At 68.1% G+C, this 15,453-nt stretch carries 11 protein-coding genes and 2 pseudogenes; 4 read left to right on the top strand and 9 right to left on the bottom strand.

Annotated elements, in window-relative coordinates; all coding sequences use genetic code 11:
- Positions 1–78: 78 nt before the first annotated feature.
- Complete coding sequence (locus IE239_RS38425) at positions 79–3,165, bottom strand: ATP-binding protein (protein ID WP_190154087.1); 3,087 nt, start codon at positions 3,163–3,165, stop codon at positions 79–81.
- A 376-nt stretch (positions 3,166–3,541) separates the two neighbouring features.
- Between IE239_RS38425 and IE239_RS38420 the strand changes: the two genes are divergently transcribed.
- The 4 genes and pseudogenes from IE239_RS38420 to IE239_RS38405 all read left to right on the top strand — a co-directional run bounded on the left by IE239_RS38420 (position 3,542) and on the right by IE239_RS38405 (position 6,286).
- On the top strand, positions 3,542–3,865 hold the full coding sequence (locus IE239_RS38420) for a hypothetical protein (RefSeq protein WP_229878688.1): 324 nt from the start codon (positions 3,542–3,544) through the stop codon (positions 3,863–3,865).
- A 69-nt stretch (positions 3,866–3,934) separates the two neighbouring features.
- Positions 3,935–4,153: a hypothetical protein gene (locus IE239_RS38415; RefSeq protein ID WP_229878686.1), complete on the top strand. Its 219-nt coding sequence runs from the start codon at positions 3,935–3,937 to the stop codon at positions 4,151–4,153.
- Positions 4,120–4,596: an IS3 family transposase gene (locus IE239_RS38410; protein ID WP_190154086.1), complete on the top strand. Its 477-nt coding sequence runs from the start codon at positions 4,120–4,122 to the stop codon at positions 4,594–4,596. The genes IE239_RS38415 and IE239_RS38410 overlap by 34 nt, the downstream gene beginning before the upstream one ends.
- Positions 4,597–4,769: 173 nt before the next feature.
- A pseudogene (locus tag IE239_RS38405) lies at positions 4,770–6,286 on the top strand (ISL3 family transposase).
- 81 nt (positions 6,287–6,367) lie between these two features.
- Here IE239_RS38405 and IE239_RS38400 read toward each other — a convergent pair.
- The 8 genes and pseudogenes from IE239_RS38400 to IE239_RS38365 all read right to left on the bottom strand — a co-directional run bounded on the left by IE239_RS38400 (position 6,368) and on the right by IE239_RS38365 (position 15,067).
- A complete protein-coding gene (locus IE239_RS38400) occupies positions 6,368–6,883 on the bottom strand; it encodes a DUF6262 family protein (RefSeq protein ID WP_190154085.1) in 516 nt (171 codons plus the stop codon).
- A complete protein-coding gene (locus IE239_RS42740) occupies positions 6,880–9,354 on the bottom strand; it encodes a tyrosine-type recombinase/integrase (RefSeq protein ID WP_229878685.1) in 2,475 nt (824 codons plus the stop codon). Before IE239_RS42740 ends, IE239_RS38400 begins: the two co-directional genes overlap by 4 nt.
- A complete protein-coding gene (locus IE239_RS38390) occupies positions 9,351–10,514 on the bottom strand; it encodes a tyrosine-type recombinase/integrase (protein ID WP_229878684.1) in 1,164 nt (387 codons plus the stop codon). The genes IE239_RS42740 and IE239_RS38390 overlap by 4 nt, the downstream gene beginning before the upstream one ends.
- 455 nt (positions 10,515–10,969) lie before the next feature.
- Positions 10,970–11,116, bottom strand: a pseudogene (locus tag IE239_RS38385) (helix-turn-helix domain-containing protein); the annotation flags it as partial.
- A 59-nt stretch (positions 11,117–11,175) separates the two neighbouring features.
- The gene (locus tag IE239_RS38380; protein ID WP_229878683.1) at positions 11,176–13,518 is read right to left on the bottom strand and encodes a tetratricopeptide repeat protein; all 2,343 of its coding nucleotides are present in this window, start codon (positions 13,516–13,518) and stop codon (positions 11,176–11,178) included.
- Between the two features lie 135 nt (positions 13,519–13,653).
- Positions 13,654–14,007: a hypothetical protein gene (locus IE239_RS38375; protein WP_229878682.1), complete on the bottom strand. Its 354-nt coding sequence runs from the start codon at positions 14,005–14,007 to the stop codon at positions 13,654–13,656.
- 138 nt (positions 14,008–14,145) lie between these two features.
- Entirely contained in the window at positions 14,146–14,583 is a 438-nt protein-coding gene (locus tag IE239_RS38370; protein WP_190154083.1) for a hypothetical protein, read from the bottom strand.
- A gap of 94 nt (positions 14,584–14,677) precedes the next feature.
- Positions 14,678–15,067, bottom strand: coding sequence for a hypothetical protein (locus IE239_RS38365; RefSeq protein WP_190154082.1), 390 nt, complete (start codon positions 15,065–15,067; stop codon positions 14,678–14,680).
- Between the last annotated feature and the right edge of the window lie 386 nt (positions 15,068–15,453).

Genomic DNA, 15,453 nt, shown 5'->3' with positions numbered 1-15,453 from the left:
CCCGCACCGCGTGCGGGGCTCAACGCCGCTCAAGCCATGTCGCGACTCCAGGCCGCCGCGTCACGCCGACCGCAGGGTCTACTCACCGCCGGACCGCTGGTGGGCCCGGGCCGGGGGCGATGCCAGCTCCGCCCTGCCGGCCACTCCCAGTTTGCGGGCTGCCTGCTCGATCAGGCCGGTCACGTCGTGCGGGGTGAGGAGGAGGGACTGGGCGATCTGACGGTCGGTGTGACGGGTACGGAGCAGCTCGACCAGCCGGTGTTCGGTGGGGGAGAGGCTCGGAGCCGCCGGTGGGGCTGGTTTCGGGCGCACTCCGGCCGCGGCGAGCGCTCCGCGTACGTGGCCGGCCAGCAGGACGCTGCCGCAGGCGTCCGCGAGCCGGAGCGCCTCGGTGAGGGAGCGGCGGGCCTCGTCGGTCTCGCCGCCGTGCAGGAGGGCGGTGCCCAGCCGGTAGTGGGCGCGGGCCAGTTCCAGCCGGGCCGGGGACCGCTTCAGCACGGCCACGGCCTCGCGCAGGAGAGCCTGCCCCCTGCGTCCGCCGTGGACGACGCCCAGACAGCGCGAGGCCACCCCGATCGCCCGCTCGGTGCCCCACTGGTGGGCCAGCTCCAGTTCCTCGGTGGCCAGTTGGAGCGCGTCCGTCCGCTGTCCGAGCGTGTGGTGCAGCAAGGCCGCCCGCGACCGCCAGGGCGCCCCGGCCAGGTTCATGACCTGTGCCCGGTTCTCCTCCGCGCCGTACTCGTGCAGGACGGCGAGGGCGGCGGCCGGGTTGCCCCGCGCCGCCTGCAGGTGACTGCGTGCGAGGAGCGCGGGGCCCTGCCAGGTCCAGCCCACCCGGTCGAAGTCGGCGTCCGCGGTGAGCACCGCCGTCGCCGACGTCAGGTCGCACCGCTCGATCAGCGACTCGCCCACCTGGGTCGTCATCGACAGCCTGACCCGAGGCTCCAAGCCCTGGTCGGCCGTGATGGCGGGGTGTCCGAAGTCGGCGGTGAGCGGGAGCTGCCGGCCGCGGCGGGCCTGGACGAGGAGCTGCCAGGTCAGCGCGGACGAGACCAGCAGGAACGAGCCCCATCGGCCGCCCATGTCGACGACGCGGTCGAAGCGCGCGACCGCGTCGTCGAGCCGGTCGGTGGCCACGAAGGCCAGCCCCGCGAGGGTCACGAGCATCTGGGAGGTGTCCGCCGCGACCAGCCCGCCTCGCAGGGACCGGTCGAGGAGGTCGCCCGCGATCTGGGCGGTGGCCTCCCCGGTGGTGGCCGGGGCGGACAGCGCGGCCAGGACCATGCACTCACCAGGGGTGTCACCGGCCAGCTTGTGGTCCCACAGCCGTCGCGCGTGCCGGCGTGCGGCGGGGAGCGTGGAGAGCTGGTCGTAACCGATCAGCAGCATCTGCGCCTGAAGGAACCATGACACCTCACGCGCGAGGCCGATGCCGTCGTCGGTCCGCCCCAGATCGTCCACCGCACGGGCGAGGACGTCGACGGCGCGCTCGTGCTCATGGCTGAGGAACAGCCCGCTGGCGAGCAGCGAGGCCGCCTCGGCCAGCGCATACGGCTCGGCCAACGCCGTCGATGCCTCCGTCAGGTGGTGCCTGGCCGCGCCGACGTCGATCTGAAGCTCGGCCTTGCCCAACTCCAGCAGCAGGGGGCCACGCTCTTCGACGGACACCGGCTCGCGCAGAGCCCGGCGCAGATAGGCGGAGGTGACCTCCGGAGCACCTCGGCCACGCGTCGCCCGCGCCGCCTCCCGGAGGGTGTCCACCCACCAGCTCTCACCGCCCGGTTCGGCCAGCAGCAGATGGGCCGCCACCAGATCGTCGGCCGCGCCGTCGCCGCGCAGCAGTTCGGCTGCCCGCGCGTGACCGACGGCCAGGTCCACCGGCCCGAGGACGGCTTCGGCGACGGCGGCGCGGACCAGGGCATGCCCGAACCGCACCGGCTCACCCGGCGCCAGCACACCGGCCTGCCGCAGCCTGCCGCCGAGCTCCCGTGCCGTCGACTCGCCCAGCCCCGCCAGCTCGGCCGCGACCTTCCAGGTGGCCTCGTCCCCCAGCACCACCAGGGCCCGCGCCAGGCGCAGGACCGGCTCCGGCTCGCCGGTCAGCCGCTTGACCACGGTCTCGGCCAGGATCCGGCCCCGGAACTCCTCCACCAGATGGGCCTGCTCGTCGGTGGCTCTGACCTGGTTGTCGGCGAGGGTCCGCAGCAATGCGTGCAGCAGCAGCGGGTTGCTTTCGGTGGCCGAGGCACACGCGGCGACGAACCGCGGTTCGCCGGGCCCCAGGCTCGCCCGCACCAGGTGGGTCACACTGTCGAGGTCCAGCCCGGGCAGGCCGACCGGACGGCAGTACGGCTGTCCGGCGATCCGCCCCAGCACCGGCTCGACCCCGGCCCCGTTGTCCGGCCGCCCCGCCAGCACCAGCAGCAGGGGCAGACCCCGCAGACGCCGCGCCAGGTACTCGAGCCACCGCACCGACGGGAGATCCGCCCAGTGCACGTCGTCGACCACCAGGGCGACCGGCCCGTCGTCGGTGACATGCACCATCAGCCAGTACAGGCTGTGCAGAAGGCCCAGTGACGTCTCGGGCGACAGCTCGCCGGTCCCCTCCACGCGCAGCGCGTGCGACGCCAACTGCGCCGGACCCGACAACAGCCGCGCCCGCCCCTCGTCGCCGGCCCCGACCAGCAGAGGCTCGACCAGCTGCCGCAGCACCGCGAAGGCGAAGCCCTGCTCCAGCTCCGCCCCGCTCGCGGACATCACCCGGATCTCCTGCGGCTGCTGAAGGCCCGCCCACGTGTCCAGCAGCGCGGTCTTCCCCATCCCCGCGCCCGCCCGCACCAGAACCACGCCGCCCCGGCCCGCCCGCGCCTCGCCGGCCGCCCGCTCCAGGACCGCCACCTGGTCCTGACGGCCGAGCAGGCCGGACGGTGCCGCGCTGTCGTCGGCAGGAGGAGTCGTCTGCCGGCCGGGTCTGCCGGCCGCGAGCAACGCGGCGGCGTCCGAGTCCTCCAGCCCCAGCGCCGACACCAGTAACTGCGCCGTGCGGCGCTGCGGACGCGCCCGCCGGCCGCGCTCCAGATCCCGGATGGACCGGGCCGTCATCCCGGCGGCCTCGGCCAGCTCCTCCTGCGTCAGCCCCGCGGCCCGGCGAAAGACCAACAGCATCTCACCGAACGTCGCCAACTCCCCGCCCCCCGCACCGCCCCGCCCCGCAGGACGATCCCCGTTCGAGCCCTGCCCGAAGCATCCGGGCGAGGCTCCGACGCCTCGCCGTTCAGCGGATGGTACTCACCGGCGATCGCTGCCCGCAGGCCGCCCTCCGTTTCGACCGGGCGGGCCGGTGAGGTGCTGGTGGGGCGGATGAGGCGGGCAGCTCCGTGAGCCGGTGGGCGCGACTCGGGCGGGGAGTGCGGTCGGCGGCCGGCCTGGTGCGGACGCGCAGGGTGACATCGTCGGCCACGGCTGTGCCGGGGACCACGCCTACCATTCGTCGAACGAGTACACCTACTGCAGCCCGAGGCGCGGGCGGAGGTGTCCCGATGTGAAAGGCAACTCCTTGGCCTCGATGCTCTACCGGGTGCTCGAACCCTTCCCCGACGCCCGCAGCGCGCTGGTGCGGGCGCGGGAGATCATGCGGGATCTGGCCGACGGGGTTTCCGAGCCCTGGCCCCGGCTTGGCCCGATCGGTACGGCTGAGCAGTACGCGTACGTCCTGCGCACCTTCGGCACCGCCCGTATGGTCGCGGACCGCGATCCTGTCGCGGTCTTCCCCTTCCTGAACGAGTTGGAGCGTCGTGACGCCATCACGTTCGCCGCGGAGGTCGGTCCTCCTGGCGGAGCTGCGGCTCAGCTCCGGTCTGGATGATCTCTGGCCGTTGCCGAAGGGCGTGATGGTGTCCGTGGACACGACTCCGCCTGTGACGGAGCATTGATCTTGCACAGCTGGGTGTCGCGGGCCAAGCGCAACGGCTCGCCGTCGTCAGACACGCCTGTCCAATCGGCGGTGGCGGGCTCGGGCGCCCGGCTGCGGGAGGGCGAGCGGGCGGAGCTGGAGCGGCTGCGGGCCGAGGCGCGGGAGAAGGACAAGCGCATCCGTGAGCTGGAGATGGAGCGTGATGTATGCAAGCGATTCGTGGCCTTGTGGGTGAAGTAGCTGAGGCAGACCCGGCCGTCGCGGTCGGGGTGATCAGCAGCTGCAAGGCCGAGCAGAAGATTCCACACCGCGTCGCGTGCCGGGCTTTGGGCGTGTCCGAGTCGTGGTTCTACAAATGGCGCGACCGCGCACCGACCGCCCGGGAGGAGCGCCGGCAGCGCCTGGCCGAGGAGATCGAGGAGGTCTTCCACCGGTCCGGGGGCACCTACGGCTCGCCGAAGGTGTTCATCGAGCTGGTCCGGCGCGGCTGGCGGGTCTCGGTGAACACGGTCGCGAAGCTGATGGCCGAGCTGGGTCTGGCCGGACGCAAGATCCGTCGTCGCCGGTGGGTCTGTAAAGCGAGCGGCCCTGTCTCACATCCGGCGGTGACAGAACGTCACCGTTTTTTGAGGTGTCAGGTCCGAGCCCCGGGGAGGCCAGTCGCAGACGCGTCGTCGAGGTAGGCGTGAACGGTGTCGACAGTCGCTTCACCCATGCTGGACTGGCGGCATTACCGTCAGTCACCGCAGCTACTTAACGTCACCACCGGATGTGAGGCAGGGCCTCACTTTCGGTGGTGACGGAGCGTCCCGGGGGTCGTTGACAACCCGTGAAGGATGTCAACGAGCTTGTGCAGATGGTGTTTTCGGGGCTGTCCCCGCTGGTCATAGAGGAGGTCACCGACGAGGGCGAGCGGATCGTGGTGCGGGCCCGGACGCCGACGGAGGCCGCGGTCTGCCCGGTGTGCGGGGCGCCGTCCGGGCGGGTGCACGGTTATCAGCTGCGGACGGTGGCCGACGTGCCGGTCGATGGCCGCCGGGTGGTGGTCCGTGTGCGGGTGCGGCGTCTGGTGTGTCCCACGCGCGGTTGCTGCCATACCTTCCGCGAACAGGTGCCCGGTGTCCTGGAGCGATACCAGCGCCGCACCGCCCGCCTGACCAGGCAAGTCAAGGCTGTGGTCAAGGAGTTAGCGGGCCGAGCGGGTGCACGTTTGCTGGCGGTACTTGCGGTGGGCCTGTCGCGCCACACGGCCCTGCGCACCCTCTTACGCATCCCGCTGCCCACCGGGCGGAGACCCCGCGTGATCGGCGTCGACGACTTCGCTCTGCGCCGGCGGCACCGTTATGCCACCGTGGTGAGCGACGCCGAGACCCATGAGCGCATCGATGTGCTGCCCGACCGCACCGCCGACACCCTGGAAGCGTGGCTGCGCGACCATCCCGACGTCGAGGTCGTGTGCCGCGACGCCTCCACCACCTATGCTGAGGCCATCCGCCGTGCCCTGCCCGACGCGGTCCAGGTCGGAGACCGCTGGCATGTGTGGCACAACTTGTGCGAAGCCGCCCTGAGCGAAGTGAAGGCGCACAGCACCTGCTGGGCCGCTGTACTGGACGCGCCCATCTACGACGGGCCCCGCGCCCAGACCACCCTCGAACGCTGGCACCAGGTCCACGAGCTCCTCGACAAGGGCGTTGGCCTACTCGAATGCGCCCGCCGCCTGCAACTGGCCCTGAACACCGTCAAACGGTACGCCCGTGCCGACCGCCCCGAACGGATGCTCCGCGTCCCCAAATACCGCGCCAGCCTCGTCGATCCCTATCGCGAGCACCTGCGCAAACGCCGGGCCGAAGACCCCGCCGTCCCCGTCAGTCACCTCTTCGAATCTTCGAAGAGATCAAGACCCTCGGCTTCACGGGCTGCCTGAACCTCCTGCACAAGTACATCAACCAGGGCCGCGCGGACGCCGACCGCAGCCACATCTCCCCGCGCAGGCTCGCCCGGATGCTGCTGACCAGGCCCGACAACCTCAAGACCGAGCAACACGAGCTCCTGGCCAAGCTCACCGCCGCCTGCCCCGAGATGACCCAACTCGCGGCCAGCATCAGGGGCTTCGCCCCGCTCCTTACGCCGCACGCCGACAACGCCGACGCACTCACGCGCTGGATCGCCCAAGTCCGAGCAGCCGACCTGCCTCATCTGCACGCCTTCACCCGGGGCCTGGACCGAGACCTCGACGCCGTGATCGCGGGTGTCACCCTTCCGTACAGCAACGGCCCCACCGAGGGCGTCAACACCAAGACCAAGCGGATCGCGCGCCAGATGCACGGACGAGCAGGCTTCACCCTGCTTCGCCATCGCATCCTCCTCGGATAACAGCACGCTCCGTCACCACCGAAAGTGAGACAGGGCCGAAAGTGAGACAGGGCCGGTGAGCGTACAGACCCGCAGATGGCGTCAGCGGGCCTGGTTCAGTGCCCGGGTCAGTTCCCGATTAGCCGCCCGCGCAGCATCGAGTTCCTCGGTGCGCTCATCGAGTTGGCCCCTTGCTTCGGCCAGGTCTTGTTCGAGCAACGTGATGCGGCGGTGAAGCTGGTCGATGTCGGCGGACGCACCAAGGCCGGATTCCTTCCATGCGGTTTCACCAAGGTTCTCGGACAGACGTTTCTCCAACTGCCGGACCCGGACTGCCAGTCGTCTGTTCCGCTCCAGCGCGTTGGTCAGGTCTGCCCGTAGCGAGGCCCGGCTGACGGCCGCGATCCGACCTTCTTCTGGTGGGGCGGCTGCGGCGGCGTGGACGCGTTCGAGGAGGTCGCGGTGCCGGTAGATGTACGTGCGGTCCACTCTTGCGGCGCGGGCCAGTCCGGAGACTGTGATGTCCTCGTCGCTTCGCAGCAGGACTTCGAGGGCTTTGAGGACTCGTTCGCGGCGGCGGGCCGAGTCGGCCCGCCTCCCGTCGGTCATGCTGGTCATCCGGTTCTCTCTGGGCGAAGGTCGGGCAGGGGCTGACGGATGCGCGGCATACCCAGGGACACGCCGCGACTGCGGCGGACCAGCGCGACTGCTTCGCGAATCTGGGCCCTGTCCTCGTCGGTGAGGTCGTCGAGGTCCTGGCGCACTCGCTGAACAAGGCGGCGGACTCGGGCAATCTCGTCGTCCGATGGTGTGGCCTCGGCCTTGGCCCAAGGGTCGGCGTTGACGAAGGCGGCCAGACGTTCACGGTTGCGCAGCAGGTCGGCCAGGTATGCCTCAAGGTCGGGGAGGTAGGAGACGTCGGTGCGGAAGTGTCCGCAGCCCACGCAGCGGAAGCGCACGGGGCAGTCGTGGCCGCCGGCGGCAACGTTGGAGGGTTCGGTGCAGGTGCCGTAGGGGACTTGGACGGAGCCGATGGCGCGGCGGGCGTGTTCGGAGTCGAGGAGGGTTTTTGCCTGACGCCAGACGCGTGTGCCGTGCCGGTCGAACTGCATGGTGGTGACCCGCTCGACAGCTTCGCGGCGGCGTTTCTCGCCGACGCGGTAGTACCGCTGTGTGGTGCTGGCTTCGCGGTGATCCATCAACGACTGGAGAACGTCCTGGGGGACGCCGGCGTCGGCATGCCGTTGTGCGTAGGTGTGTCGGTAGGCGTAGGGGTAGATCTTGTTCTTGTCGAAGGGCAGCATCGTGGTGGCCCGGTTGCCGTCTTCGACGATCACGGTGGGGACCAGGAAGGCGGGCAGGTTCTTCACCCATGCTCGGTGCTTTGCCGACACCCACTCGTAGGTTGTTGCTTTCGTGCCGTGGGGGTTGGCCAGGCTGGCGGGGAAGAGTTTGAGCTTGTCGGCCGGGGTGTCGGGGAAGCGGGCGCGGGCGCGTTGTTGCTGCTTGAGGATGAGCGCGGCAGTCGCGCCAGGGATCGGTAGTCGGCGGGCGTGCCGAAGGTTCTTGGTGTTGTCGTAGACAAGGACGGGGCTGCCGTCGCTTTCCCGGTCGAGGCACTGCCATGGCAGTTTGCAGATCTCGTTGGGACGCCTGCCGGTGTCGATGATCAGCTCGATGGCCGTGCGGACGTCTGTGGAGCTGACGGTCTCAAGGGAGTCGAGGTTGGCACAGAGCTGCCGCATGACCTCCGGAGGAAGGTCCCGGCCGGCTTCGGAGTCCTCGGGGTCGTCAGGGATGTCCTCCTGGCGCAGGGCGAAGTCGTCCGCCAGGCCGTGCAAGGGTTGGCCGGGCTTGGTCAGGCCCAGGGTCCGGAGCCGGGTCAACACGCGTCGGGTGTCGCGGATGGTCATGTACTGCGTGCAGCCAGAGATGTCGCCGCGGTCGTTGAGAAAGGTCAGCCGACCCAGGAAGGCAGTGATGTCGGTGCGGCCGAGCACGGGCAGGTCGACGCCGTGGTCATCCCGGCTCAGATGCAAGCTCTGGGAGAAACGGCTCAGGGACTTCAGGGTGCGCTGGACGGTGGTCTTGCCACTCTTTCCGCGGCGGCGGGGGATGTCGTCGAGAGCCCAAGCCTTGGCTCCTTCCCTCAGCCAGGGCTGGGTGATCCCGGTGAAGGAGAAGGTGCCGCCGAGGCCGAAGACGCTCGCGTCCCAGACGTCCTTGTGGCGTTCGGTCTCCGGGCTCAGTCCGAGGCGGCGGATGTGCTTGAGGAAGCCCCTGGCCAGGGCCCTGTCGTTGTGGCCGAGAACGTCCAGGTCGAGCTCTTCGAGTGAAGTGACTTGCCGAGCACGGGCGTTGTTGGACAAATTGCGCAGCAGGTAATCCTTGTGCCGGAGTCCCTGGGCAATCCGTTCCTGGAGGCCATAGATGAACTCCGCGACCACACGGTCGGGCAGTCCACGCAGGCTAACCCGGCGGGACTCTGCGATGGTCGGGGTGGTCAGCCGCCACAGATCCTCATCCTGTAAGACGCCTTCTTGACGCAGGTCACGGCATTGATCAGCGTGGGGCGCGCAGTACCCGTCCCTGGACTCGCCTTGCCGGTCACAGGCCGCGACCCGGCAAGGCTCCAGGGCCGGCAGCGGCTGCACCTCGGGGTGAGCGAGGAAGTCCTCCAGCGGGAGCCCGTAGACCTGGAACCTCTGGTAGTTATGCGCCGAGCACAGAAGCGTCGCGCGTCTGCCCGGCCGTTCACAGTGCGCGACCTGGCAAGGAAAGAACCCGACCATCCGGCCGGGTCGCTGGATGGTGACGAACTCGTCGAACGGCAGGCCGCTCTTCTTCCACCGCTCCGTGCAACCGGTGCACATTCCCTTCTGGTAGGCGAAGTAGGACATCTTGTCGCAGCCAGCCACCAGGCAATCCTCACCGCTGAACTGCGGACGCGAGCGCGGCAGCACCAGAACCCGGACGTGAGGATCCCAGCTGAGCAACTGCAGGAACTCCGGTTGGACGGCGCCCATGAGACCTGTGGTGGCCGTGTCTTCCCCTGCCCCTTGTTGGGGCGTTGCGACCGCCAGGTTCACCGGGTCTCCCCCTCCGTCAGGCGGGGCGAAGCCACACGGTCAACGGCCGCGCGCAGGCGAGCTCGGTCCGGATGAAGGTAGGGGCGGGGCGAGGCCGGATGCTTCTGGCCCAGCAGGGCCTGAACCTCATCCAGCGTGCCGCCGGCATCCACGACGTTGCTGGCCATCGCATGCCGGCACATCCGCGGCACAACCTGGCGGCCCAGTCCCGCCCGTCCCGACAGCGACTCGCACAGCTCTCCGATCGCGCCGGTGGTCACCGGCGAGCCATAGGGCGGGCGAAAGAGATTGACCAGCAAGAAGTCGCTTCCGCCCTCCCCGAGGATCTCGTAACGCTCCACCGCGTACTGGTCGGCGGCCTGCACCACCAGGAAGTCCACCGGCATCACCCACGACTTCCTCGACTTCGACCAGGCGCCATTCACGTTCTGCCGCCGGATCACGTGCAGATGCGGCCCCTCGACATCGCACCCCAGCGAGCGCGAATCCATCAGCAGGTGGACATCACAGCGGTGCAGTCCCGCGACCTGTCCCGGACGCAACCCCACCCGCGACAGCAGCAGCACGATCAACCTGTCCCGGGCGGACCGACAGGCCCGCAGCATCGCCACGACCTCTTCGTCAGTGGCCCGGTCCACTTCCGCCTCCGGCTCCTGCAGCCGGTGACGGGCCCGCAGCCGATACCGCATCCCACCGCTCTCGCCCCGTGCCTCCACCGGCAGGTCACGGTCATCCCCCAGCTCGTAGAGCTGCTCAAGGACCCAGGCCGGCGCGGCCTTGTTGACCACCGCGTGAAGCAGGAACATCCGTACCGCGGTCAGCACCTTGTTGATTCGCGCGTCCCCACGGACCGGCGTTCCTCCCGGCCCCGGTACCACGGCCCGCCGCTGGCCACCGTTGCCCGGCGCCCACCGCAGCCACACCATGAACAGCCCCATATCCCGGGCCGCAGTCGACCATTCCCGCCCCGTACTCGCGCACCAGCGCAGGAACAAGGTCACCGCCCCGGCGTACGCCTTCGTTGTCGTCTCTGCTCGGCCCCGGGCCAGGCGTACCTCCCTCAGGAAGCGGTCCGCCTCCTGGACGACCTCCAGCTCGTCGTCCACCACGGTCCAGTACCGGGTCCCCGACGGCATCGAGACGAGAAGTGTTTCGTACATTCGTTCCCATGCTCCGTATGTCGATCGCAACGATCCACTACAAGAGCCACACCCCTGAAGAACCGTCGTAATACACCAAACGACAGCAAGAGATGCAATGTCACACGACAGCTATCAAAACCCCAGAGAACACACGCCTCGCCGACCGCATCCTGGTCATGGACAAAGGCCGGGTGATCGAACAAGGCGGGTACGAGGACCTGGTGCATGCCGGCGGCCTGTTCGCCGAGCTCGTCGCCCTGGCCAAGGACCGGTGACATCGACGGACTTCGCTACCTGGGCCGCGCTGCCTGCTGTCGACATCGAGGGCAACGGATCCCACTGACCTCCCATGCGTGATGTCGTCATGGTGCGGGACGGGCCCCAGTCCTGTGCCGGGGAGGCGGCAGTTGGAAGCCAAAGGTCATCGTCGGTATGTGTTCCCTCATCTCCCGAAACCCCGGGAGCCACGGGCCCTCGGCCTCACGAAGGGCGCGCAGCAGGCCGGGCGCGCGGTCGGCGAGCAGGTCGACGACGGCGGCCACGTAAACGTGGGCGGTGCCGACTGAGATGCCGAAGCCAGCCGCGAGCTGCTCGAGGAGGTCGTGCCTGCGGAGGTATACGCCGGGCAAGAGCGGCCCTGTTGCCCGACTCCCGGGCTGGCAGTAGAAGTGATTCGCAGTCAGCTCTGCCATCGGGCAAGGGAGGCGCGGATTATGAGCGTCTCCGGGTGGTCGGGCCCCAAGACACGCATTGCGTCGGTCAACAGCTCGGCGAATGCGCTGGCGGCTCCCTCCGGATCACCGTCCTCTCCCTGCCATCGGGCGAGGTTCGACCTCGTTTTGAGAGTGCGTGGGTGGTCGGGCCCGAGAATTCGCAGACGGTCCTTCAATAGTTCGGCGAAATCCGTGGTGGCCCTTTTGGTGTCCCCCATTTCTCCGCGCCACCGAGCGACATTGTGCCGACTGGTGAGGGTGTGTGGGTGGTCGGGCCCAAGGACGCGAAGTCGGTCCTCCAGCAGCTCGGTGTACGCGCTCAGGGCGCCGGCGGCGTCCCCCGCTTCTCCCCGCCAGTAGGCGAGCTGACCCCGGGTGTTGAGGGTGTTGGGGTGGTCGGGGCCCAGGACCCGTGTCCGGTGCTCCAGCAGCTCGGCGTAGGCGGCGACGGCCCCGGTGACGTCTCCTGCCATCCCTCGCCACCCGGCGACATCACCCTGCGTAACGAGGGTGTCTGGGTGGTCGGGGCCCAGGACCCGTGTCCGGTGCTCCAGCAGCTCGGTGAAGGCGGCGGCGGCCCCGGCGGCATCGCCTGCCTCGCCGCGCTGGTAGGCGAGGTTGGCCCGCGTAACGAGGGTGTCTGGGTGGTCGGGGCCCAGGACCCGTGTCCGGTGCTCCAGCAGCTCGGCGAAGGCGGCGGCGGCCCCGACGGCATCGCCTGCCTCCCCCTGCCAGAAGGTGAGGTAGTGCGAGGTGGTGAGAGTATCTGGATGATCGGAACCTAGAGAACGGTGGGCGGTGGCTTGGAGTTCGTGCCAGTAGGAACGGGCGGCGCCGATGAGCCCGGCCTCTCCCAGGCTTTTCCCCGCCCGGAAAAGGACCGGGTGCGCCCGGGGCGCCCAGAGAGGGGTCGGTGCGTGTTCGTTGAGGGCTTCGGTATTGGCCCGCAAGATCTGGGAATAGGCGCTGTCACGTTCCACATCGGGCCAGACAGCGACCAGGGCGTCGCCTGCGGTGCGGGCTAGATCGCCGTGCTGGTCGGAAGGGAGACTCTCACGGGTGGCCCGCTGGATGAGCTGATGGACGCGTACCGCCTGGTTCTCGGTGGCCGGGGTGTGCTTGATCAGGCTGAGTCGATGCAAAACCCGGAGCGCAAGGACCGCATCCTCTGGCCGGATCTCGTGCGATCGTCCGCTGCTCCCGGCAGTGATGGCGCGATGCTCCGCGAGATGAGCGAGAGCAGGCGAACTACCGAGGACGCTGCCTGGGATGCCGTTGGGGTCCAGCATGGCTGCGAGCTCGAGCATGGGGCGTGCGAGGCCGACGGGGTGGAGTCGATCGGCGCGTTCGATGGATAGGGACCATGCTGCGGAAAGCGCGACGTCCTGGTCGTCGGGCAGGGCGCCCGTCTCGGGCATCAACTCGGTTAGCGTCTTTGCTCGGTCGGATAGCAGCTGGCGGTACGTACGGCAGTCCAGACCTGTATCGACCATATATGCGGTGGCCTGGGAGAGAGCGAGGGGTAGGTGACCCAAATCAGAGGCCAGCGCGACGAGTTGGTCTGTAGGCTCATGCCGGTCGTGTGCTGCCAGAGACGACGAGAGGTGAGCGACCGCTTCGGCCTCCGTGAACAGGCCGACTCCGATCACATGGCGCCCGTGCCCCGCCAGAGCTGCTTCGCGGCGCCGGGTGGTGGCAACGCTGCGGCCATGGGGGCTTGTCGGCGGCCACAGGCCGCGCAGATCCGCGGGGTCAGAGACATCATCCAGGATGATCAGCCATCGACAGTGGTCGGCGCCGCCCTTGGGGTGGAGCCACGCCAGGAACGTTCTCGCGGCTTGTTCCGGGGCGGAGGAGTCGGCCCGGCACAGTTCAACGCCGGCCTGTGCGTATCCCGAGATCACTGCGGAGCGGTTACTCGCGGAGATCCATACCAACACGTCCAGGCAGCCGCCCTGCCAAGTGGTATGCGCGTAGTCGGCGGCTAGCTGGGTCTTGCCCACGCCACCCATACCGGTGAGCACCGCCATGCCCCCGCCCTGTATCGCCTCCTTCAGGCGCTCCAGCTCCGCTCGAGGCTGGAAGGACAGCGCCCGCGGTGGGATCAATCCGATTTGGTGCGGCCACGCAGCTGGTTCACGAGGTCCTCGCTTCAACACCATCGTGAGCGTGCCGACATTCAGCTCGTGGATATAGCCGCTGTTGGCCAGGCCGCCAGTGGCGGCGATCGCGTCCCCCGTCCCGGACACATGTATGAGGGCGACAGACGTTTCCGCAGTCCTCTGTGCTGGTCCGGAGTAGCCGGTCACCGCCTTCCCTCCAGCCCCGGCCACGGGGTCGCCGGTATCGGTCGCGGAGACGTCGGCCTGCGAACCAGGCTCACTTCTTCGCCTGCGCCGCCTCACCATTCGCCGATTCCCCCCGTTCCCTTTAGCCGAGCCGGATCACTCGTAGTCGACACCGCTGACAGCTCGACTTCCCTTGCCGGTGGCCTTCGCCTTCCCGGTGGCCTGGGCCTTCGCCGATCCGCTTCCCCTGCCCTTGGGCCGCTTGACGCCGGTAACCGCGGTTCCCCCGTCTTCAGCTTCAGTTTCACCGGTCCGTACAGCCACGTCGTCAACCCGGCTGGTGGGATTTTGAAATAGCGCCCATAGAAACGCCGCGATGCCAACGGCACCCTGGACGGAGGCTCCAACGAGCTGGCCGGAGTCAGGGCTGCCAAGTAGCCAGATCAACGGGGTCGAAACAATTCCAGCAAAGGCCAACACCATAACGGTGACCTTCCACGCCTGTGACACTCACGTCTCCTCAAGCGACTTGTCGCGTACACCGGTTCACTGGGCGTTCACCCCACAACTGGTGATGGCATGCCGTCCCTGTGTCCGCCGATGTGGGTCCCCATCTCACTGTCCACCCACTGCCGCCCGGACTGGTCGTCACACATACGCATGGGCAAAGGCCTGTGCGAACTCGAAGTCGGTCACCGATCCATCACCACCTCCCCCTATGCGGTAACCTCGGCTGGAGAGAGAATTGACGGGATCGAGTACCTCGCGCATGAAATGGCTGATCCACTCGCTTCTGTCCTGCCCTTCATATATTGACAGGGGTGTGAGGATCGCCAAACTTCCACCGGGATGGCTGACGATACCCCAGAAAATTCGGTAGCTTCCGACGCGGCTTAAGATCATGCCGTTGGCTCGGACTTCATGCTCCTCCGAGAGGCGCGGGGCCGCCTCGAAAATAGCTCTCCTTGTCTCGTTTAGGTCTCCAGAGCCGTGCACCGTAATGACGAGTCCAGCTGCATCGACCAACTCACAGAGAGACTCTATGCGCGTTCCGCGGGCATCTTCGCGCATCGCGAGTTTGAACATTTCATGATCCCCCAGCCGGGATTCGAAAGCAGGGCTTATCTACAGTCCAAGCGTCGCGACTTGACAGGAGAAAAGGAATGGTTGCTCGTAGATGCTAGGACCAACGGAGTCGATTCAATTTATCCGTGTACGCACTGAACGGCTTTCCCGTACTTCCCACCAGATCCCGAGCCTCCAGCTTGCGCAGTGAACTCGACTCCGTCATGACAGTAGGCCACCCACTCTCCTCTTTATGCCAGGAGAAGGAATAGATTTCACCATCGACGCCGAGGATGATTTCCCCGTTGTTTCCCCAGGCTTCTCTGAAGTCTCCGGGAGCTTTGGAGAAGACTTTCTCATTGCTGTATGAGCTGCCTCGGTCGATGGTCCATCCCTCGACCTCTGTGTTGTCGGCGGATACCTTCCTTTTCTCTTTACTTGGGTCCGACTCAAGCAACTCCACCGTCTTACGGGCCAACTGCCTAAACTCTGCGTACTCATCCACGACCTGATCCCCCCACTCAGTGGCCACAGGGCAGACTGCAGACAGTCGCCGACTGCTCTCCTGGCGTAGCCCGTGATCCACTCCGTCAGCTCCAACGGATGCCCCTGGATTACCCCTGATATCTGCGCGGAAAACTCGTCCCGAAGGCTGCGTGGTGGCTCGCTCAGCCGGCTGAGGATGCTGTCGGCGGCAGCCCAGTGCAGCGCCGCGTTGATCCTTCGGGGGTTCATGCGGCTTTGAATGGGCTGCCGTCGTAGGTCCAGCGGTAGGGCTTGGCGTCGTGTTCGTACTCATGCTGGGTGCGGCCGACAACCACCCGGTCGGCGGCCACGACACCACGTGGGGGCAGACCTGGGCCGCCCTCGGCGGCTACAAGAAGTGGCTGA

This window comes from Streptomyces humidus (genome assembly GCF_014649655.1).
Lineage (GTDB): Bacteria > Actinomycetota > Actinomycetes > Streptomycetales > Streptomycetaceae > Streptomyces > Streptomyces humidus.
This window is presented reverse-complemented; position numbering and strand designations above follow the sequence as displayed.